Annotated in this window: 15 protein-coding genes, 1 tRNA gene, 2 pseudogenes and 1 other annotated feature; of the genes and pseudogenes, 7 read left to right on the top strand and 11 right to left on the bottom strand. The window is 67.3% G+C overall.

What is annotated here, in order from left to right; genetic code table 11:
* Nucleotides 1-2 precede the first annotated feature (2 nt).
* Nucleotides 3-1,067 (bottom strand): beta-N-acetylglucosaminidase domain-containing protein, encoded by a 1,065-nt coding sequence (locus ACNFJ7_RS05785; protein WP_019370073.1) that lies wholly within the window; start codon nt 1,065-1,067, stop codon nt 3-5.
* Nucleotides 1,058-2,428 (bottom strand): serine hydrolase domain-containing protein, encoded by a 1,371-nt coding sequence (locus tag ACNFJ7_RS05780; protein WP_237718462.1) that lies wholly within the window; start codon nt 2,426-2,428, stop codon nt 1,058-1,060. The genes ACNFJ7_RS05785 and ACNFJ7_RS05780 overlap by 10 nt, the downstream gene beginning before the upstream one ends.
* A 223-nt stretch (nt 2,429-2,651) precedes the next feature.
* Between ACNFJ7_RS05780 and ACNFJ7_RS05775 the strand changes: the two genes are divergently transcribed.
* From ACNFJ7_RS05775 to ACNFJ7_RS05765, 3 genes are read left to right on the top strand one after another with little or no spacing between them, the layout of a single operon-like run.
* Nucleotides 2,652-4,205, top strand: a complete 1,554-nt coding sequence (locus ACNFJ7_RS05775; protein WP_026009224.1) for a sodium:solute symporter — start codon at nt 2,652-2,654, stop codon at nt 4,203-4,205.
* 16 nt (nt 4,206-4,221) lie between these two features.
* Nucleotides 4,222-5,100: an N-acetylmuramic acid 6-phosphate etherase gene (locus ACNFJ7_RS05770; RefSeq protein ID WP_019370070.1), complete on the top strand. Its 879-nt coding sequence runs from the start codon at nt 4,222-4,224 to the stop codon at nt 5,098-5,100.
* Nucleotides 5,101-5,139: 39 nt separating this feature from the next.
* A complete protein-coding gene (locus ACNFJ7_RS05765; protein ID WP_019370069.1) occupies nt 5,140-5,298 on the top strand; it encodes a hypothetical protein in 159 nt (52 codons plus the stop codon).
* Nucleotides 5,299-5,407: 109 nt separating this feature from the next.
* Here ACNFJ7_RS05765 and ACNFJ7_RS05760 read toward each other — a convergent pair.
* From ACNFJ7_RS05760 to ACNFJ7_RS05745, 4 genes and pseudogenes are all read right to left on the bottom strand, one after another.
* A pseudogene (locus ACNFJ7_RS05760) lies at nt 5,408-6,334 on the bottom strand (formylglycine-generating enzyme family protein).
* Nucleotides 6,335-6,555: 221 nt separating this feature from the next.
* Nucleotides 6,556-6,894: a hypothetical protein gene (locus ACNFJ7_RS05755; protein WP_019370067.1), complete on the bottom strand. Its 339-nt coding sequence runs from the start codon at nt 6,892-6,894 to the stop codon at nt 6,556-6,558.
* A 34-nt stretch (nt 6,895-6,928) separates the two neighbouring features.
* The gene (locus tag ACNFJ7_RS05750) at nt 6,929-9,424 is read right to left on the bottom strand and encodes an ABC transporter permease (protein WP_019370066.1); all 2,496 of its coding nucleotides are present in this window, start codon (nt 9,422-9,424) and stop codon (nt 6,929-6,931) included.
* Nucleotides 9,421-10,122: an ABC transporter ATP-binding protein gene (locus tag ACNFJ7_RS05745; protein WP_026009223.1), complete on the bottom strand. Its 702-nt coding sequence runs from the start codon at nt 10,120-10,122 to the stop codon at nt 9,421-9,423. The genes ACNFJ7_RS05750 and ACNFJ7_RS05745 overlap by 4 nt, the downstream gene beginning before the upstream one ends.
* Before the next feature lie 50 nt (nt 10,123-10,172).
* Between ACNFJ7_RS05745 and ACNFJ7_RS05740 the strand changes: the two genes are divergently transcribed.
* Nucleotides 10,173-10,796 (top strand): arylesterase, encoded by a 624-nt coding sequence (locus ACNFJ7_RS05740; protein ID WP_019370064.1) that lies wholly within the window; start codon nt 10,173-10,175, stop codon nt 10,794-10,796.
* Between the two features lie 319 nt (nt 10,797-11,115).
* Nucleotides 11,116-12,346, top strand: a pseudogene (locus tag ACNFJ7_RS05735) (IS3 family transposase).
* Nucleotides 11,399-11,515: a sequence feature (AL1L pseudoknot), on the top strand. It overlaps the preceding pseudogene by 117 nt.
* A gap of 309 nt (nt 12,347-12,655) precedes the next feature.
* On the opposite strand, the gene ACNFJ7_RS05730 reads toward ACNFJ7_RS05735, so the two are convergent.
* The 3 genes from ACNFJ7_RS05730 to gyrA all read right to left on the bottom strand — a co-directional run bounded on the left by ACNFJ7_RS05730 (nt 12,656) and on the right by gyrA (nt 15,910).
* A tRNA-Glu gene (locus ACNFJ7_RS05730) sits at nt 12,656-12,731 on the bottom strand.
* 68 nt (nt 12,732-12,799) lie between these two features.
* Nucleotides 12,800-13,153 (bottom strand): DUF952 domain-containing protein, encoded by a 354-nt coding sequence (locus ACNFJ7_RS05725; RefSeq protein WP_019370062.1) that lies wholly within the window; start codon nt 13,151-13,153, stop codon nt 12,800-12,802.
* Nucleotides 13,154-13,156: 3 nt separating this feature from the next.
* Nucleotides 13,157-15,910, bottom strand: coding sequence for a DNA gyrase subunit A (gene gyrA, locus ACNFJ7_RS05720; protein WP_019370061.1), 2,754 nt, complete (start codon nt 15,908-15,910; stop codon nt 13,157-13,159).
* Nucleotides 15,911-16,166: 256 nt separating this feature from the next.
* Here gyrA and ACNFJ7_RS05715 point away from each other — a divergent pair, with 256 nt between their 5' ends.
* Nucleotides 16,167-17,450, top strand: coding sequence for a tetratricopeptide repeat protein (locus ACNFJ7_RS05715; RefSeq protein ID WP_019370060.1), 1,284 nt, complete (start codon nt 16,167-16,169; stop codon nt 17,448-17,450).
* A 93-nt stretch (nt 17,451-17,543) separates the two neighbouring features.
* Here ACNFJ7_RS05715 and ACNFJ7_RS05710 read toward each other — a convergent pair whose 3' ends face one another.
* A complete protein-coding gene (locus tag ACNFJ7_RS05710) occupies nt 17,544-18,011 on the bottom strand; it encodes an Lrp/AsnC family transcriptional regulator (RefSeq protein WP_019370059.1) in 468 nt (155 codons plus the stop codon).
* Between the two features lie 179 nt (nt 18,012-18,190).
* Between ACNFJ7_RS05710 and ACNFJ7_RS05705 the strand changes: the two genes are divergently transcribed.
* Nucleotides 18,191-19,774, top strand: a complete 1,584-nt coding sequence (locus tag ACNFJ7_RS05705; RefSeq protein ID WP_037513726.1) for a histidine kinase dimerization/phospho-acceptor domain-containing protein — start codon at nt 18,191-18,193, stop codon at nt 19,772-19,774.
* Between the two features lie 129 nt (nt 19,775-19,903).
* On the opposite strand, the gene ACNFJ7_RS05700 is transcribed toward ACNFJ7_RS05705, so the two are convergent.
* Nucleotides 19,904-21,265, bottom strand: a complete 1,362-nt coding sequence (locus ACNFJ7_RS05700; RefSeq protein WP_019370057.1) for a cytochrome P450 — start codon at nt 21,263-21,265, stop codon at nt 19,904-19,906.
* Nucleotides 21,266-21,303 lie beyond the last annotated feature (38 nt).

Here is a 21,303-nt window from a genome sequence, read left to right as displayed (position 1 = left end):
CCCTACTGGGTCTGCACTTCTTCCAGCGTCGTGCGGAAGCGCCCGTCGAGCCAGTCGGTGATCTCCCGCGCCGCGGGATGATCGATGGCGCCGTAGCGCGTCCGCAGCTCGGCATGGCGCGGGCCGAGATTGTCCAGCCCGGTATCCTGCAGCGGCAGGATGTCGCGGCGCAGCACCGTGGCGAACTCGCTGCCCAGCACGGAAGTGGCCGCATCCAGGAACGCCTCGCCATAGGCATAGCGGCTACCCTGGCGATAGCTGGCGGCCAGCGTGAGCGCAGGGATGCAGGAAAGCAGCGGCTGCGACGCGGGGTTGATCGCATGGCCGCTGACATGGTGGCGTATCGCGGCGGGCCGCCCGGTAAAGGCGCGCAGGTGCAGGAATTGCGACATGCGCACGCCGTCGTTCACCGGATAATTGTCCCACAGGCAGACCTTGCGGCCGAGTTCGTCCTGCACGCGCTTGAGATGGGCGACCCCGATTTCGCGCGAGACCACTTCCTCTCCGGTCCAATAGACGCGGACCTGGCGATCAAGATAGCGGCCGAGTTCGGAAAGATAGGCCGGTGGCCGCCGACCCCAGGCGCGCTCCAAGATGGGATCGTCCGAATAGAAGCTGGGGCAGAAGAAAATGCGGCTCGCGCGGCTGTTGTTGGCGCAGAAATCGACGAGTTCGGCTTGGCCGCGCGCCAGATCGGGCAGTTCTGCCGGCAGATCGTCGAACAGGATCGCCAGATCCTGGATCCCCAGCGCGTCGAGCTGGCCGAGCTTGTAGCGCAGCGCCGCGCGCGAGTCCTCGCCGAACGGATGCGTGCTGCCGACGGGAGTCAGCGCCACGCCGAAGCGGACGCCGAGCGCGCGGCACTCGGCGGCGAAGGCAGCGATGGCGGCGAACTGTTCGGGCGGATGCGGCTCGCGCCAGCGGCGGCGCAGGAACGGATCGGCCTTGGGGCCATAATGGTAGAACCGATAGCCAGCCCCCGCCAGCGTGCGGAGCACGGTCGTTCGATCGGCCCAGCTCCAGGGCTTGCCGAAAAAGCCTTCGATCAGGCCCAGATTCAACGCCATGCGTGCTCCCTCCTATCGCCTGGATCATTGCGTGCCACAGCCGCCACTGCACCGCGCAGCACCGCTTCCTGGAGCTTGCCCAGTGCGGGATAGGGTTCGCCTTCGGGCCGGTGCACGCGATTGGTTAGCAGGACCACGCTGAGCCCCAGCGACGGCGAGAAGGCGAACCAGGTGCCTGTGAAGCCGGAATGGCCGTAAAACGGCGCGGCGATGCCGGCGAGTTCGGTCTTGTGGAAGCCCAGTGCCTGATCGAGGTCGAACGGCGTCTGCAGGAACGCGGCGATCGTCTTGGCGGGAGCAAGCCGCCAGCGGCCATGGCAGCCGCCATTCATCAGCAGTTGCGCATAGCGGGCGAGATCGGTCGCGGTGGAGAACAGCCCCGCATGGCCCGCCACTCCGCCCCAGCCGAGCGCCGCATTGGCGTCATTCGCCTCGCCGACCAGCATGTTGGTACGATAGCCGGAGAAGGGCTGGGCCGGGGGGTACGGCGCGGCGGGATAGGGTTTGCCGGTTTCCGCCATGCGCCGTTGATACGCGTCGCCCGCCGAGGTGGCGGCGGCGCGCCTGCGCTGCTCGGGCCTCGGCAGAAAGCCGGTCTGGCGCATGCCCATGGGGCGATAGAGGGCATGCGCGACGTAACGTTCGAGCGGCATGCCGCCGACCTGGACGACGATCGCGCCCAGCAGCATGAAGCCGAGATCCGAATAGGCGAAGCGCGCGCCGATCGGGTACCGCAGCGGCAGCGCCGCCAGATACGGCAGCACGCTTCCCGATTCATCGCGGTGTAGCCAGGTTGGCTGCCACTCCCACAGCCCGGCGCGGTGGGTGAGCAGTTGCCGCACGGTGATGGTGGCCTTGTCCGTGCCATCGAAGGCGGGCAGCAACGTACCCAAGCGCGCGTCGAGCGACAGGCGCCCGGTACCGACGAGGTGAAGGATCGCGGCGGTAGTCGCTTCGACCTTGGTGATGGAGGCCATGTCGAACAGGGTATCGACGGTCATCGCACGCGGCGTGGCGAGCGCCTGAAGTTCGCCGCCGGGTTTGGAAGCCAGGCGCTGAGCATCGCCGAACGCGGCGCGATGCACCACCTGGCCATCCCGCGCGACGAGAAGCACGGCGCCGGCATAGAGCGAACCCACGCCGCTGCGCACCGTCTCGTCAAGGGCGGTGAAGCGGGGATCGTGTTGCGCGCGCGGAGCCTCGCGCAGGACCGGGCAGGCCGAGGGCGGCGCAGGTGCCGCCCCTGCGGCCGACGCGGCGAGGATCGCCGTACACGCCGTCAAGCACCCCCGCCGCAGGGCGCGGTGAAAACGGCGCTTCCGCGCGTCCGGGATCGTCGTGCCCGCCATCCTCCCAGCCATAGCATGGCACCTGGGAGCGGCCCATTCCACGATGGCGGGTCGCCATAACGGATCGCCATGGGCGCTGCTTTACAGCCGTCGGCCGGATGTGCGACCTGCTTGGCGAGGGGGGAAGCGGAATGTCGGATCCGCGACGGAGCGTCTTCCCGTGGACGGCGCGCTACCGGTTCACCCGCACAGGCGGTCGGGCCGGCCTTGCTCGCCAGCATGGATTGCGATGACGATGGCTCTCTCCTTCACCCTGGCCGACTGGATCGTGATTGCGGCTTATCTTGCGGTCCTGCTGATCGGCGGTTGGGCGTTCATGCCGCGCCATACCGAGAACGCGCACGAGTATTTTCTCGCCGGCGGCACCGTGCCTGCCTGGCTGGCGGCGGTATCGGTGCTCTCCGCGACGCAATCCGCAGCCACTTTTCTCGGTGCGCCGGACTATGGCTATCGCGGGGACTATAGCTACCTCGCCTCGAACCTGGGCGTGTTGCTCGGCGCGATCTTCGTCGCCCGGGTGCTGATCCCGCGCTTCTATGCCGCGCGGGTGACGACTGCCTACGAACTGCTCACGCTACGCTTCAGCATGCGGGCGACCCGTTGGGCCGGCGGCATGTTCCTCGTAGGGCGCGTGTTTGCCGGCGGCGCGCGCATCTACCTTGCCGCGATTGCGCTCGCCATGGTCGCGACGATGACGGTCAGCGCTACCAGCATCCTGATCGCCGCCGCGGTGGTGGTGGCCGCCAGCTTCCTGTTCACCTTTGTCGGCGGACTTCGCTCGGTGTTGTGGAACGATCTGATCCAGTTCGTCATCTATCTGGGATCGGCGATCGCGGTGCTGGTGTTCCTGCGGCTCTCCATCCCCGCCACCAATGCGGAGATCCTGCAGGGGCTGGCGCAGACCCCGGAAGGTGTGAACAAGCTGCGCCTGTTCGATTTCTCGACTGATCTGAGCAAGCCGTTCTCGCTGCTGGCCATCGTCACCGGAGTTACCTTGCTCCACACCGCTTCGGCCGGGATGGACCAGGATATGACGCAGCGGCTGCTCGCCTGCCGCGACGCGCGCACTGGCGCGCGCGGACTGTATCTGTCGGTCTTCGCCACTGTGCCGGTGGTGGCGCTGTTCATCACCATCGGGCTGCTGCTCTACGTCTTCTACGATCGGCCCGATCTGATGGGCGGCGCGACGGCCCAGGCCGGGCAGCAGTTCGGCGGCGAGAAGATCAGCATCTTCATGCACTATATCTTGACCCAGCTGCCGGCAGGGCTGCGCGGCCTGGTCACCGTCGGCATCATGGCGGCGGCGGTGGCAACGACCAATTCGGCGCTCAACGCCATGTCCTCGGTGTTGATCCAGGATTTCTACCGGCCCTGGCGCCAGCGGCGCGGCGGCGCATCGGAACATCATTACGTCGGCGCGGGCAGGGCGGGTATGGGGCTGATCGGACTGGCGATGTTGGCGATGGCCGTGGCTTCCTATTTCTGGCAGCACCGATCGAACATGGGGCTGCTGGAGTTCGCGCTGCAGGTGATGGTGTTCGCCTATGCCGGGCTGCTGGGCGTCTATTTCGCCGCCGTGTTCACTACCCGAGGCACCACCGGATCGGTGATCGCCGCGCTGCTCGCGGGGTTCGCCACCGTCTGCCTCCTCCAGCCGGCGGTGGCGCGCGCGATCGGGCTGCCGGGTGCGTTGCGCGGCCTGGCCTTCCCCTACCAGCTCTGCATCGGTACGCTGATCGCCTTCCTGGTGTGCATCGCGCCGCGCTCGCCGAGCGCAAACACGCAGTAAGTTAGGACGCACCGCCATGGGCACCGAAGCGATCGACCCCAGCTATGAAGATATCGATCAATGGCCGACACCGCTGGCGGTGGCGGCGATGGTCGAGGGGCAGATGGCCGCGATCGCCAGCCTGCGGGCGCTGACAGGGCCGATCGCGGCGGCAGCAGAAGCGGCGGCGCAGCGGCTGGGGCAGCGCGGCCGGCTGGTCTATGTCGGTGCGGGCACCTCCGGGCGGGTAGCGGTGCAGGACGGGGTGGAGCTGTATCCCACCTTCAACTGGCCCCAGGCGAGGCTGCATTTCATCATGGCCGGCGGGCTTGTCGCGCTCACCGAGGCCGTGGAGGGCGCCGAAGATGATGCAGAGGCCGGCGCACAGGCGATCCGCGACGCGCGGCTGACGGCGGAGGACGTCGTGTTCGGTCTCGCCGCGAGTGGACGCACCCCCTACACCGTCGCCGCGCTGCGGATGGCGCGAGCGGCCGGCGCGCTGACGATCGGCATTGCCAACAATCCGGACACGCCGCTGCTGGATGCCGTCGAACATCCGCTGTTCGCCGATACAGGCGCCGAGATCGTCGCCGGCTCGACACGGATGAAAGCAGGGACCGCGCAGAAGGCCATCCTGAACCTTCTGTCCACCGCGATCATGCTGCGCCGCGGCTTGGTCTATCGCGGCCGCATGGTGAATATGCGCATGTCGAACGCGAAGCTGCTGGCGCGCGGCCGCCAGATGGTTGCCGATCTTGCCGGCGTCGACCTCGATCTCGCGGGCGAAGCGCTCGACCGCGCCGATCACGACATCAAGGCCGCCGTGCTGATCGCGATGGGCGCCGATCTTGCAACTGTGAAAGCCGCACTGGCCGCCAATCCAAACCTGCGCGACGCAATCAAGGCAAGGGGATAGCCTTGAGGGGACATTGCTTCGTTGCCGCCACTATGTGTCATGAATGATACGTTCTTCATCGGGCTCAGCCTGGGCGTGAACAATGTGTTCGACCAGGATCCGCCGGCCTGCTTCTCGTGCAGCCTGAACAACTATGATCCGACCACCTACGATGTCCCGGGGCGCTTCGGCTATGCCCGGCTGAGCTACGGGTTCTGATCGCCCGCAGCCGCGCGGCTGCACCCGCCGAAGCCTTGTCGGCTAGGCGGGTTCCCGGTCGACCAAGCGCAAGCTCCCTCTCCCCACTGGGGCTAGGGAGCTTGCGGCTTCAAGGGCGAAGGACGCAGCGGAAGCCGATGTGCGAGGTCGAGGTATCGATCATTTCGGGATGGCGCGCGGCCGGCCGATAGCGCTGGCGGTACTTCGGCGCACACAGATGCGATCCGCCTTTCAGCACCTTCCCGCCGATGCGGACGCCCGGCTGCAGCGGATCGAAGCTTTCCTTCAGCTTGCCCCCTCGCGGATTGGAGAGGGTGCAGCAGGCGCTGCGCGATTTCTTCTTCGCGCTTTCCGGCCGCTCGCGCCACCAGTCCCGCGTCCATTCCCATGTGTTGCCGATCATGTCGACCAGCCCGAACCCGTTGGGGGGATAAGCGCCCACGGGGGATGTCCGCTCCCACCCGTCCAGCATCTGGTTCGCGAAGGGGAACAGCCCCTGCCAGTAATTCGCGAGCATCGCTCCGCCCGGGGCCAGGTCGTCGCCCCAGGCATAGTCCGCGCCGTTCAGTCCGCCGCGGGCGGCAAACTCATGCTCGGCCTCGGTCGGCAGATCCTTGCCGGCCCATGCGGCATAGGCTTCGGCATCGGCATAGGCGATGTGCACCGCAGGATGATCCCACAGCGCAAGCGTTTCGATGTCGCTGTCGGGGCCCAGGGGATGGCGCCAGTTCGCACCGAATTCGAAGCGCCACCAGTTGCCGGGGTTGGTGGTGTCTACGGGATGAGCGGTCTTGTGGAACACCAGCGATCCGGCACGCTGCATTTCCGGGGGCGTTCCGGGATAATCCTTGGGGTCGGGCGGGACCTCGGCCACGGTAATGTACCCCGTCGCGTCGACGAACGCTGCGAATTGGCGATTGGTGACTGGGGTGCGATCCATCCAGAAACCATCGACGGCAACGCGGCGGAGGGGCGCTTCCTCGGGATAGAAGCGTTAGGACGCCATGGTGAAGCTGCCACCCTCTATCCACACCATGTCTAACGGGTCCTGCGCCCGCTATGGCTTGGCTGTTCTCGGCTTGGCAACGCGGTACTCCTTCCACCTCGAATATCGGTCGCCAGCCTCTGAGCTCGATGGCCACGCGGCCCCGGAGAACGATAGCTCGCGACAAAGCCGGTCATCGCGCTGGGATCCACAAAAACAACAAGGCGCCGGCGGCGCGATGGTTGCTGCCGAGGAAGTCGGCGCCGTGCGGTTCAGCGCTGCTTCTTGGCGATGGTCGCGGTGAAATCGGGATCCTTGTTCGCCACCCAGTCGACGAACTTTCGGACGTTGGGGTTCGCCAGCAGCGCCTCGACATCGGTGCCGTGGCGCTGGAGTTCGGCGTTGGTGAAGTTGGCGATCAGCGTCTGCTGGCAGATCGCGTGCATCGGCACGACATCGCGCCCGCCGCGGCTCTTGGGTACCGGGTGGTGCCAGACGGTCGTCTTGCCCATCGGCCGCCCGCACAGCCAGCACAACACCGGTGCTTCGGGCGGCTCCTCCGCGCGGAGCAACTCGCCATACGGATCTTTCTTCGATTGTCTGCGGTTCATGGGCAGCGCTCCTACTCGCTTCGGCGGCCCGCCGCTACAGGTCGCGAAGTGCCGCAGCGGGTCGGGCGCGAAGGGCAGGGAGGCTGCCGGCGATCCCCATGCCAAGAGTCGCCGCGACGGCGGCTGCCACCGTCGCGGCGACGATGTCCCAGCGCGGGGCCCAGGCGATGGCGAACACTTGGGTCACGACATACCATCCCGCGCCTGTGCCCACGCCCACCGCTACCAGCACCAGGGCTGCGGCGAGCAGGGCATATTCGAGGGCCTGCGCGCCCAGCACCTGGCGGCGGCTGCCGCCGAGCAGTTTGAGGATCACCGCATCGTAGCGCCGTGTGCGGGACGAGGCAGAAACGGCACCGATCAGCACCGCCACGCCGGCTGCCACCGTCACCGCCGCCGCCGCGCGGATCGCCACCGCGATCTGGCCGAGCACCGTGCCGAGCTGGCCGATCACGTCGCCGACGCGGACCAGCGTAACCGAGGGAAGGGCGATGCCGACGCTTCGCATGACCGCGCCGTCGCGCCCTGGGTCCGCGTAGACGCTGGCGAGCAGGCCGTGCGGCGCTTCCTCGATATAGCCGGGCGAGAAGACGATGGCGAAGTTGAGCCCGAGCCCGCCCCAGTCGATCTTCCGCAAGGCCGCGATCCGCGCCGGCACGTCGACGCCGAGCACCGACACGGTGATGCTGTCCCCGACCTTCAGCCCTAGCGACGCGGCCGCCTTGTCTTCCAGCGAGACGAGCGGGGGGCCGCGATAGTCCGCCGGCCACCATCGTCCCGCGACGACCGTGTTGCGTGGGGGGAGCGTGGCCGACCAGGTGAGGGTGCGATCGCCGCGCAGCACCCAGGCGCCTTCGGGCAGCGTCTTCATGTCGGCGACCCGCTGGCCGCGCAGCGCGACGACCGATCCGCGCAGCGACGGCAGCGCCTCGATCGTGGCACCGGGTGCCACGCTTCGGACAGCATGGGCGAACCTCGCGGCATCTTCCGGCTGCAGGTCGATCGCGAAGAAGCGGGGCGCCTTGGCCGGTGCGGCATTGCGCAGTTCGGCGGCGAGGCTGGCATCGATCACCGCCAGCGCGACGAACAGCGAGAAGCCGAGACCCAAGGCGACCACCAGCCGATCGGTTTGCGCGCCGGGCCGATGCAGGTTTGCGATCGCCATTCGGAGCAACGGCGTGCGCGCCCTTGGGAGCTTCGAAGCAGCGAACCGGATGGCGAGGCCGAAACTCCACAACAGCGCGATGAGCGCCGCCACCGCCCCGACAAAGCCGAGCGCTAGGAGCCGGTCCGATGCGGTCAGGACAGCGAGCGCGACCAGTGCCGCCACCAGCAGCGCCATCAGCCCCAGCACGATCGCCGAGGGCCGACGCCCGATGCCGAGCGCGTCGCGCAGCAGGGTCGCCGCCGGCACGTCGCGCGCACGGGCGAGCGCCGGCAGCGCGAACAGCAGGGCGACGAGCAGCGCCAGCAAAGCGGCGGTCGCCAGCGGCACCGGATAGAGCGCAAGGCGCGGCGGCACCGGCAGCGACGCACCGACGAAAGTCGTCAGCAGCCGGGGCACGGCCGCGCCGACGAGCAGGCCGCTGCCGATCCCGAGCGCCGAGACTGCCCCCAGTTGCGCAAGGAAGATCGCCGCAATCGTGCGGGAGGTCGCGCCGAGCACCTTGAGCGTCGCGATGATCCGGGTCTTGCCCGCAAGATAGGCCGCGACGCCGCTCCCCACGCCGACGCCGGCAATGGCGAGCGCGGCTAGCCCGACCAGCATCAGAAACTGCCCGAACTGGTCGATGCCGCGCCGTAGCCCGCCGGCCGCACGGTCGCTGGTCCGCGCCGTCCAGCCCGCGCCGGACAGACGGGCGAGCAGGCGCTTCTGCACCTCGGCTGCCTCTGCGGGCCTCGCCAGCGCGATGCGATAATGGCTTTCGTACAGGCTGCCGGGCTGCACCAACGCGGTCGCGTCGAGCCCCGCGAGATCGACCAGTGCCGGAGGCCCGAGCGTGAACCCCGCGCCGAGCCGATCGGGTTCCTCGGCGATGATCCCGATCACCCGCAGCCATGCCGAGCCCAGCCGCACGCTGTCTCCGGGTTTCACGCCCAGCCGATCGGCGGCTGCTGCCGCGATCGCGATCTCCCGACCCCGTGGGCGGCCGGACAGCGCCCCCGCGGCGAGCCGGAAGCGCCCGACCAGCGGCCATGCCGCATCCGTTCCGCGCAGATCGATCAGCATTGCCGGCGCGTCGGCGCGTTTGCGCAGCATCGCGCGCATCGACACCGTCTCGGACACGCGGCCTGCTTCTGCGAAGGCGGCAAGCTCCGCCACGGTCGCGCGGCGCTGGGAGACGGTAAACTCGACATCGCCGCCCAGGATCTGCCGCCCGTTCGCATCGAGCGCCGCGATCATGCTGGCGGCGAGGCTGCCGATCCCGGCCAGCGCCGCGGTGCCGAGGAAGAGGCACGCGATCAGCAGCACCAGCCCGCGCCCTCCGCGGCGCAGGTCGCGCAGCGCCAGCCGCCAGGCGATGCTCACGCCCGCTGCCGATCGCTGGCGATGCGCCCGTCCGCGAGCGTGACGACCCGCGCGCATCGCGCTGCCAGGGCGGGGTCGTGGGTGATGACGAACAGCGTCGTCGCGCTGGCGGCGTGCCGTTTGAACAGCAGGTCCATGATCGCGGTACCGGTGGCGGTATCGAGATTGCCGGTGGGCTCGTCGGCGAACAACAGGGCGGGGCGCCCGACCAGCGCCCGGGCGATCGCGACCCGCTGCTGCTCGCCCCCGGAAAGCTGCGCGGGGTAGTGGCCGATCCGGTGCGCGAGGCCGACCGCGGCGAGTTCCGCCTCGGCCCGCGCGAAGGCATCCCGCGTGCCGGCCAGTTCCAGCGGCACGGCGACATTCTCCAGCGCGGTCATCGTCGGCAGCAGGTGGAAGGCCTGCAGCACGATGCCGATCCGTCCGCGCCGCGCCACGGCCAGCGCATCCTCGTCCAGCGCGGTGAAATCCAGCCCGGCGACCGACACAGTGCCGCCGCTCGGGTGCTCCAGCCCGGCGAGCACTGCCATCAGCGACGATTTGCCCGATCCCGAGGGGCCGAGCAGCGCGATGCTTTCGCCCGCGGACACCCGCAAGTCGATCCCGCGAAGGATATCCACCCGGGCGGGTGCCTTCCCCAGCGACAGCGAAACATTGCGCGCATCGATCAGCACGCTATCGGAAGGGGATGATGCCATGGTCACGCCTGAAGCGATATGGAGGGTTGCGGGGGATTGTCCATCTCGCGATGCTCCCGCTCCTGGCATTTGCGCCGAGCGCCGATGCCGCGCCGCGCGCGCCGGTGATCTGGGCGTTCGGGGACAGCCTCAGCGCCGGCTATGGCCTTCCGCCCGCCTCGGGATTTACCGCCAAGCTGGAAGCGGCGCTGCGCCGCGCAGGCGTGGCAGCGACGGTCCGCAACGGCGGCGTCGCTGGCGATACGGCCGCGCAGGCCCGCGCACGTCTGCGGTGGGGATTGCGCGGATTGGGGAGGGCGCCCGATCTCGTCATCGTCGAACTTGGTGCGAACGACATGCTTCGCGGCCTTCCCGTCTCGCAGACCAGAGCCAATCTCGATGCGATCCTCACCGAATTGCACAATCGGCGCATTCCCGTGTTGCTCGCCGGCATGCGGGCTGCGCCGAACCTGGGGCCGGAATATGTGCGTGCCTTCGACGGCATATACCCCGCGCTCGCCAAGAAGCATGGGGTAGCGCGCTACCCGTTCTTCCTCGACGGGGTGGCCGGCAATCGGGCACTGCTTCAGGCGGACGGGATGCATCCGAACGCGCGGGGTGTCGATATCATCGTCGGCCGCATGTTGCCGGGCGTTCGCAAGGCGTTGCGTAAGCCGGCGTCGCGGCCGGGATGACCGCGCCCGAACTGCTCGTCCGCGATGGGGCCATTATGCCCAGCGGCGCTATCGACTAGGTGTTTAGGTCGTGAACTCGTAAAGGGTTGTCGCTGATGGCAGCGGCGGGCATGCTAGAACCATGATTGAACGATCGCCGGTCCAGGCTCGATGGGAGCGATATCGCGACGCTCTTCGCGAGGAGCTAGCGTTGGCCGAAGCCGTGGTCGTACGTATCCCAGGGTGGAAGCCAGTCGACGCCGACCAGGGCTTCCGTTGGCTGCAGGCATTGAACCGCGCCGGGTTTGTCGGAGGCCCCAACTCCTGAGAGGAAGGGTTTATGACGAGCAAAACGACGAACAGGTTCTCGCCTGAGGTGCGCGCCCGCGCGGTTCGGATGGTGCTGGAACACGAGAAGGATCACCCGTCGCGGTGGCGCCGGTAGTATCGATCGCGGCGAAGATCGGCTGTTCCGGGCAGACGCTCAACGAATGGGTGAAGAAAGCCGAGGTGGACAGCGGTATGCGCGGTGGTGTGCCGAGTGACGTCGCGGAGCGGATGAAAGCCTTGGAGCGCGAGAATCGCGAGCTGCGCCAGGCGAACGAGATCCTTCGTAAGGCGTCCGCCTATTTTGCGATGGCGGAGCTCGACCGCCGAGCGAAGTGATGGTGTCGTTCATCGACGCGCACCGCGTGGTGTACGGGGTCGAGCCGATCTGCCGGGTACTGCCGATCGCCCCCTCCACCTACCATGCCCATGTTGCCAGAAGGATAGAGCCGACCAAGCGGTCGGCTCGCGCGCGGCGGGACGACGTGCTCCGACCGGAGGTGCGCCGCGTGTTCGAGGAGAATTTCCGCGTCTATGGCGTCCGCAAGATTTGGCGGCAGCTGCGCCGCGAGGGATTCGACGTCGCCCGATGCGCCGTTGCCCGGCTGATGCGTGCGATGCGTCTGGCAGGCGTGATCCGCGGCAAGCCGGTGCGCACCACCGTCAGCGACAAGACGGCACCATGCCCGCTCGATCGGGTGAAGCGCCAGTTCCGTGCTCCGGCGCCGAACATGCTATGGGTGTCGGACTTTACCTACGTGGCGACCTGGGCGGGGTTCGTCTACGTGGCGTTCGTCATCGACACCTATGCGCGTCGGATCGTCGGCTGGCGTGTCAGCCGGAGCGCCCATGCCGGCTTCGTCCTCGACGCGCTCGAGCAGGCGCTGCACGATCGTCGTCCCGCGCGAGATGCTGGCCTTGTCCACCACTCGGACCGCGGCAGCCAGTACGTTTCCATCCAATACACCGAACGCCTCGCAGAAGCCGGCATCGAGCCCTCGGTCGGCAGCGTCGGAGACAGCTATGACAATGCCTTGGCCGAGACGATCAACGGCCTGTATAAGGCTGAGGTCATCGATCGACGCGGGCCATGGCGCAGCTTCGAAGCCGTCGAATACGCCACCCTCGAATGAGTCGACTGGTTCAACCATGGCCCACTGCTCGAGCCCATTGGCAACATCCCGCCTGCCGAACCCGAAGCGAACTACTATGCTGCCGCTGAGCAGATCGATATGGCGGCGTGACTCACATCCAATGGCCTCCGGCAATCCCGGCGCGGTTCAGGCGGATATGAACGACCGGCTTTGGTCGCCAGCTGCCGGGAGCGATGCGCCCAACGATGATGGCCGGCGAGTGCGCCGAACGAAGGTGGAAAAATTGAGTTTGGGGTGCGAATCAGGCATTCGCCAGCGCTCTACCAGCTGCGGATGCGAACGCCACGGGTCCTAGAACAATCCGCGAAAGTCCGCCGATTTCCAGCTACGGTTTTGCAGTAAATTTGCAGTAACTTCCGCGTTCGTGCAGCCATTCAGTGGCTAAGCCTTTGAAAAGGCTGGTGACCCCTACGGGACTCGAACCCGTGTTTTCGCCGTGAGAGGGCGACGTCCTAGACCGCTAGACGAAGGGGCCATTGCTTGGCGGAGGCGGCCAATTACGTTCCGGGGTCGGCTCCGTCAAGCAATGATTTTACGGCATGTTCACCCCGCCACCGGCAGGCGGAGGGTGCCGTCCGGCTCGTGGTGCACTTCGCTATAGGCCGTTACCGCATCGAGCGGCAGCGGGCCGTAGAGGTGGGGGAAGAGCTGGCCGCCGCGCGAGGGTTCCCAGCGCACCGTGTCCCCCAGCGCCGCCAGATCCACGGCGGCGAGCCACAGGTCCGTCCGACCCGCGAAATGCTTCTCCAGCGTCTCCTGCGCCTGCTCGGCGGTGGAGAGGTGGATATAGCCGTCAGCCAAGTCGATCGGCGCACCAAGGAAGACGCGTTCGTGCTCGAGCGCGTCCATCTGCTCCTGCGTCAGGATCTTGTAGGCGGTGAGGGGCATGTCGGCCATGGCTCAGCTCTCGCCGCCGTCGGCGAGGTCTTCGCCCGGCACCGCGTCCGGCGTCGCTTCGCCCGCAACCGCGCCATCGCCCAGGTTCACCTCGGCCTCGTCCTCGGTTTCCTCGATGCGTGCCGCCGAGACGACATGCTCGTTCTGCGCGACGTTGAACAGCCGCACGCCCGCCGAGTTCCGGCCGATCACGCGCAGATCGCCCAGCGACATGCGGATCATCTTGGCCTGATCGGTGACCAGCATCAGCTGATGCCCCTTGGTCGCCGGGAAGCTCGCCACCACCGGCCCGTTGCGGGCGATGTTGTCGATATTGGTGATGCCCTGGCCGCCGCGACCCGTGCGGCGATATTCATAGGCCGAGCTGAGCTTGCCATAGCCATTGGCGCAGACGGTGAGGATGAACTGCTCCCTCGCCTTCAGCTCCTCATAGCGCGCATCGTCCATGCGGCGCGGCGCGCGATCGGCATCCTCGCCCTTCCAGGGCGCATGGCGGAGATAGTCCTCGCGCTCGTCCTGGTCCTTGATGCCTGCCTTGTGCAGGATCGACAGCGACATGACCTGGTCGCCCTCGGACAGCCGGATGCCGCGCACGCCGGTGGAGGCGCGGCTCTGGAACTCGCGCACGTCCTCGCCGGGGAAGCGGATCGCCTTGCCCATGCGCGTCGCCAGCAGCACGTCGTCGCTTTCGTCGAGCAGCGCCACGCCGATCAGGCGATCGTCCTCGTCCTCGCCTTCGAACTTCATCGCGATCTTGCCGTTCGACGGCACGTTGGTGAACGCATCCATCGAATTGCGGCGGACATTGCCCTTGGCGGTGGCGAACATGACGTGGAGCTTGCCCCATTCCGCCTCGTCCTCCGGCAGCGGGAGCACGGTGGAGATGGTCTCGCCATTGGCGAGCGGCAGCAGGTTGATCATCGGCCGGCCGCGGGTGGCGGGGCCGCCCTCGGGCAGCTTCCACACCTTCATGCGATAGACGCGGCCGAGCGTGGAGAAGAACAGCACCGGCGTGTGCGTCGAGGTGACGAACAACTCGGTGATCGCGTCCTCGTCCTTGGTCGCCATGCCGGCGCGACCCTTGCCGCCGCGCGCCTGGGCGCGGAAGGCATCGAGCGGGGTGCGCTTGATATAGCCCTGAACCGTGACGGTCACGACCATGTCCTCGCGCTCGATCAGGTCCTCGTCGTCGATGCCGTCGGCGGCAGCGGCGATCTCGGTCTTGCGCGGGGTGGCATAGGTGTCGCGGATCAGGACCAGCTCGCCGCGCAGCACTTCGTAGAGCTTGGCGCGATTGCCAAGAATCTCGAGCAGCTCGGCGATCGAATCGGCGAGTTCCTTGAGCTCGTCGCCGATCTCGTCGCGACCCAGCGCGGTGAGGCGGTGCAGGCGCAGGTCGAGGATCGCGCGGACCTGGGTGTCGGACAGGCGATAGGTATCGCCGGTCACTTCGGTGTCCACCGCCTCGACGAGGCGGATATACGGCGCGATCTCGGCGATCGGCCATTCGCGGGCGAGCAGCGCCTCGCGCGCAGCCGCCGGGCTCGACGAGCCGCGGATGATCTTCACCATCTCGTCGAGATTGGTGACCGCGATCACCAGGCCGAGCAAGATGTGCGCACGGTCGCGCGCCTTGGCCAGCTCGAACTTCGAGCGGCGGGTGATGACCTCCTCGCGGAACTTGACGAAGGCCTCGATGATGTCGCGCAGGTTGAGCAGTTCCGGGCGGCCGCCGCGGATCGCGAGCATGTTGGCCGGGAAGCTCGATTGCGCCGGCGTGTTCCGCCAGATCTGGTTGAGCACCACCTCGGGCGTCGCGTCGCGGCGCAGGTCGATGACGATGCGCACGCCCTCGCGCGAGCTTTCGTCGCGAATGTCGGAAACGCCTTCGATCCGCTTTTCCTTGGCGGCCTCGGCGATCTTCTCGACCAGCGCGTTCTTGCCCTGCTGGTAGGGTATTTCGGTGAGCACGATCGAGCGACGCTCGCCGCGCTGTTCGAACTCGTGGCGCGAGCGCACCAGGATCGAGCCGCGGCCGGTCTGATAGGCCGAGCGGCAGCCCGAGCGGCCGAGGATCACCGCGCCGGTCGGGAAGTCCGGACCGGGCACGATCTCCATCAGCTCTTCGGCGGTGACCGCGCCGTTATCGATATACGCGAGGCAGGCGTTGATCACTTCGCCGAGATTGTGCGGCGGAATGTTGGTCGCCATGCCGACCGCGATGCCGCCGGCGCCGTTGACCAGCAGGTTGGGGAAGCGGGCAGGGAGGACCGACGGCTCGCTTTCCGAACCGTCATAGTTCGGCACGAAGTCGACCGTGTCCTTCTCGATATCGTCGAGCAGCGCCGTCGCCACGCGGGCGAGGCGCGCTTCGGTGTAGCGCATCGCGGCGGGCGGATCGGGGTCCATCGAGCCGAAATTGCCCTGGCCGTCGATCAGCGGCACGCGCATCGCCCAATCCTGCGCCATGCGGGCCATCGCGTCGTAGATCGAGCTGTCGCCGTGCGGGTGGTATTTACCCATCACGTCACCGACGAGGCGGGCGGACTTGCGGTAGGGCCGTCCGGCGACATAGCCGCCTTCCTGCGCTGCATAGAGAATGCGGCGGTGAACGGGCTTCAGGCCATCGCGAACGTCGGGCAGGGCGCGCGCCACGATCACGCTCATCGCGTAATCGAGGTACGAGGTCTTCATCTCGTCGACGATCGAGATCGGGGTAATGTCAGAAGGGTCGGCGAGCAGGGTCTCGTCGGTCAAAGCGGCATACTTTCGGGTTTTTGTTACGCTGATATGGCTCTAGCCGCCCGCATGCCTCCTGCCAACCCCGCGCCCGCGCGTACGCACGCGCGTGGGGAGCATTGGGAGCCAAGTGGGCGCAGCGACGTTACAGCCGCGCAATGGCCCTATTCAATCGTGGTTCAGCCTCTTTGCGCCACGGGCATCGTGCTTGAATGGGGATGAAGGCGCCTTTACAGGGACCGCAACGCCGCCTGGCCGACGAGGAGAGTTTCACATGAAGTTTGTTTCGAAGCTTGCGCTGACTGCGATGCTCGCGCTGGGTTCGACCGCGCTGGTGACGACGCCCGCGCTGGCCCAGAAGGATAAGAAGGGCGCCGCGAAGGAAGACCCGAACGCGCTCAAGGTGGGCGATGCCTTCCGCAAGGCGGCCCAGCCCGCGATGGAAGCGGTACAGGCCAAGAACTGGGCTGCCGCCGGTCCTGCGCTCGATGCGCTGGATCAGGTCGCCCAGAACGACGACGAGAAATACTATGCCGCCTATCTGCGCTCGCGCATGCAGGCCGGCCAGAACGACATGCCCGGCCTGATGAAGACGCTGCCGGTCCTGATCGCCAACCCCCGCACGCCGCCGACCGAACTCGCCGCCTATAAGCGCCAATATTATTACATGGCCGGCGATCAGGCGATGAAGGACAAGAAGTATCCGGAGGCGATCGACGCGCTGCTCAAGGCGCGCGAAGCCGGCAATAACGAGTTCGATCTCTCGCTCGCGCTGGCGAACGCCTATGCGGCAACCAACCGCCCGACCGAATCGGTCGCCGAAGTGGATCGCGCGATCAAGGCAGTGAAGGCCACCGGCCAGAAGCCGCCCGTCGCCTGGTACCAGTTCGCCATTCCCCGCGTCTATGCCACCGGCAATCGCGCAGAAACGGCCAAGTGGCTGCAGCAGATGATCCAGGAATATCCGACGGCGAAGAACTGGCGTTGGGGCGTGATGATGCTCCGCGGCAGCGCCGATCAGGCTGGTACCCGCCTGACGAATGCGCAGCGCATTGACCTGTTCCGCCTGCTGCGTGCCACCAAGGTGCTGGCCGACCAGAGCGACTATGTCGAATATGCCGAATCGGTGAATTCGGCCGGTCTGCCATGGGAGGCAGTTGCCGTGATCGATGAAGGTCGCAGCAACGGCAAGGTTCCGGCCGGCAATGCGGACGCTACGCGCATCCACACCTCCGCGCAGGCGAAGGTGAAGGCCGAAGGTTCGCTCGCGCCGCTCGTCAAACAGTCCCAGGCTGCGGCGAACGGCAAGACGGCAGCGCAGACCGCCGACGCCTATCTGGCATCCGGCGACTTCGCCAAGGCCGTCGAGCTGTATGATCTGGCGCTGCAGAAGGGTGGCGTTCTTGCCGATGACGTGAACCTGCACAAGGGCGTGGCGCTCTACAATCTTGGCCGCAAGGACGAAGCCCGCACCACGTTCGGCCAGGTGAAGGGCGCTCCCGCCATCGACCTCGCCACGCTGTGGACGGTTGCGCTGGACCTGCCGGCGCTTTCCTGATCGGCACCGCGCGTTCCGAACGCCAATAGAAAAGGGGCGGTCCGCAAGGACCGCCCCTTTTCACATGCTCTCAGGCGGGCGTGGGGGCACCGATCAAAGCTGTGGAACGGGTACGCCCGGCAGCGCCTTCGCCGTGCGGATCGTGAGCGAGGTTTTGACATGCTCCACGTTCGGTGCGGTGGTGAGACGCGTCGTCAGGATCGTCTGGAAGCTCTGCAGATCCGGAGCGACGATCTTCAGGATGAAGTCGATCTCGCCGTTCAGCATATGGCATTCGCGCACTTCCGGAATTTGCGCGACAAGCTGCTCGAACGCGCGCAAATCGCTTTCGGCCTGGCTTTTCAGGCTTACCATGGCAAAGACGGTTAGGTTATAGCCCAGCGCGCTAGGGTCGAGCGCAGCATGATAGCCCTTGATCGCGCCTTCCTGTTCTAGCGCGCGCACGCGCCGCAGGCATGGCGGTGCCGTCAGGCCGACCCGTTCGGCAAGCTCGACATTGGTCATGCGGCCATTTTCCTGAAGTAGTCCCAGGATACGGACGTCGATCTCGTCGAATCGCATTGTGTTCTGTGGCTCCTGTAGGGCTTCGTTTCTTATCGCGCGTTGTTAGCACAATAAAATTACACGGCAACGCAATTGTCCCACATTGCGACGTACCGAAATGGACTGTTTCCAGCCTCCATCGCCCACCGCTATGGAGGTGCTGCAAAGCAAAAATTTGCGATGCGGGGGAAAGGGCGGTGGCGTTGCGCTTTGATGATTCGCTGGAAACGGTGCTTGCCGGAGACGTGGAGTCGCCGTCCGGTGCGCCATCGGCATGGCGGCAGATCGTCGATCTGATTGGGCGCGGGCGCGCAGCGCCTGATCCGCGGGCGTTCCGTCTCCTCGAAACCATCCGGGGGCGCGTACCGCTTGCAGCGCGCGAAGCGAGCGTGCGGGCGCTGGAGTTTGCCCGGCCGCCAGCGTCGCTGGTGCGGCTGCTCGCAGTCGATGTCCTGCCGGTCGCACGGCCCGTCCTGCGCACCGCGCAGATCGACGATGCAGAATGGATCGCGCTGCTCCCGCAGCTCTCTGCCGAGGGGCGTCATGTCTTGCGGCATCGCCGCGATCTTTCGCCCGCGGTTGTGGGGGCGCTGGCGGCGTTCGGCGCGGATTTCACGCTGGCGGACCAGCGGACGGCTCCGGAGGTAGCGCCCGTCGCCCCGCCACCGGGCCTGTTCGCTGTGGCCGACATCGTTGCGCGGATCGACGCCCATCGCCGCGAACGGGCGGATCGATCGATCCCGGCCGCACCGCCGGTACCACAGGCAAGCGATTTCCGCTTCGAAACCGATGTCGCCGGCGTCATCCGCTGGGTCGAAGGCGTGGATCGTGCGCCGGTGATCGGGCTCTCCTTTGATCTGCAGGGCGTGCACCGGGGCAGCCGGTTGGACGGGGTGGCGGCAGGGGCATTCCGACGTCGGGCCGCTTTCACCAACGCGCGCATGACAATCGCCGGCGATTCGAGCGCGGCTGGAGACTGGCTGATCTCTGCCATCCCCACTTTCGATCCTTTGGGCGGCCGGTTCTGCGGCTATCGGGGCACGGCGCGGCGCCCCCGGGTGGACGAACGTGCCGAGCCGCTGCGGCAATCGCCCGTGGAGGCGGATCTGCTCCGCCAGCTGGTGCATGAGCTGCGCACCCCTACCAACGCGATCGCGGGCTTCGCCGAAATGATCGAGGCGCAGATGCTGGGCCCGGTGCCGGCCGCGTACCGCGAGCGCGCCGCGTTCATTCGCGGCCAGGTGCGCGAGTTGCTCGGTGCGATCGACGATCTGGACCTCGCCGCGCGGATCGAAAGCGCTGCGCTGGCGCTGGCGCCGGGCACGGTTGCGCTGCGCAGCCTGTTGTCGGGCATTGCCGCCGATCTCGCCGAATTGCTGGCGCTGCGCGGTTCGGCGCTGATCCTGCCGGAGGACGATGCCCTGATCTCGGGCGATGCCCGCGCAGTCGAGCGGCTGCTCGCGCGTCTGCTGGCCACGTTGGTGTCGGCAAGCGCGCGCGGCGAGCGCCTCGCCTTGCGCCTCGAGCGGGAAAAGAGCGGGTTTGCGACGATCCGGATCGACCGGCCTGCCGCCCTTGGCGACTATCCGGGCGATGCGATGCTGGCGATTGACGATGAAGGCACCGAGGATCTGACGCTGCTGGGGGCCGGCTTCGCGCTGCGTCTTGCTCGGAACCTTGCGCGCGAGCTCGGCGGCAGCCTCAGCATCGCGAGCGACAGCCTGTCCTTGCAGCTGCCGCTCGCTGAGGCGGCGGCGGGCGGGCATGTCCAGCGGAGCTGAGCGCCGTTCGCCGGCAGAGCATTTTCGAGTTGACGGTTTACGGTCAGCCCATCGGGGCATGCAGCAACCAGAATATGGGGCGTTTTCGCCCATGGTGAAAATGCTATGGTGGGGCGCGCGCAGCGACGGTCAGCTATCGAATTCGAGATGGAGATGCTGCGGGAAGGGCGTGCCGGCCTGATCGATCCGCCCGCGCACGCCTGCTGCGCGGCGCAGATTGGGTTGGGCGAGCAGCGGCTTGAGCAGGGCAGGCAGCACCGCGCGGTTGATGTGCCCGCCGAAGCAGCTGTGCATGCCATGGCCCCACAGCATGTAGCTTTCCCAGGGGCGATCGACGCGGAAGCTGGCGGCATCGGGGATCGCCAGCGGATCGAACATCGCCGAGAGGTTCGATGCCATTACGATGCTGTCCTTGGCGATCCGGCGGCGGCGCAGCTTGCCGCTCGCGATCGCGGTATCGTGCATCGCCCGGCGATAGATGACCGGATTGAGCGGGCGGAAGCGCAGCGCCTCGAAGATATGCGCCGAAAGCGTCGCGTCGTCGCCGTCACGGGCAGCGGCGCAGGCGGCGGCGAAGGGGCCGGGGCGATCGAGCAGTTCGTCGAGCGCGAGGTTTGCGGCGGCGGAAAGCGTCGGCAGCTCGCCGATCATCAGGCCGATCAGGTTATTGCGGATATCGAGGTCGCGCATGCCCGGCATCGCTGCGTCGCCCATTGCGAGGCAGCGGCCTAGCACATCGTCGCGGTGCGGCTGGCTGCGTCGCTCGGCGATATGTCCGTCCATCCAGCTGCGCAGCGCCGCCGCCGCTGCCTCGGCCCGTGCATCGAGCGCGGGATCGGCCTGAAGATCGATGAACAGGTACCAGAAGAGCAGCGTTGTCCACTCTGCGATCGCGGCCTCGGAGGGGCCGGGTGTGCCGAAGTAGCGATCGAGCAGCCCCGCCGCGACCGGCTGGGTCAGCGCCTTGGGCACGTCGATGACGCCGGGGACCATCGCGACGATCTCGGCCGCGGCATTCGCCACATAGGGGGTGACGATCGACGGCACGTCGTCGCGGCGCACCACCAGCCGCATGTTCGAGGTGTCGCGTGTGTAACGGGGGCTATCCTGCATGCCGAGGAAGAAGTTTTCGCCGGCGGTGATCTTTTCCATGCGTGGGGCATAGACGACGCCGAAATCCGCATCGCGACCGAGGATATCGACCACGTCCGCGCGGCGGGTGGCGATCGCGGTGATGCCGTTGTTGGGATAGGCCGCGATGATCCGCCGCTTCAGGACCAGATTGGGCTGGAACAGCCGGAGTAGCGCGAACACCTGCCGCTGTCCGGCCGGGCTGGCGATCGCCGCGCCCAGGCGGCTGCCGATCGTCCCTCCGCGCCCGAACAGCGCGCCGATCCCGCGCGCGATCAGCCAGAGCAGCGCCGCCACGCCCTGGAAGAGGAGCATCAGGCGGCGCCAGAGCGCGCTGGGCAAGTTGAACAGCCAATGCACCTGGACGTCTCCTCTGCAAGCGGGTGGCGATCGGGTTC

The organism is Sphingomonas sp. HT-1 (assembly GCF_048568905.1).
Lineage (GTDB): Bacteria > Pseudomonadota > Alphaproteobacteria > Sphingomonadales > Sphingomonadaceae > Sphingomonas.
Note: the sequence above shows the minus strand (reverse complement) of the source record. Positions and strands in the feature narration are given on the sequence as shown.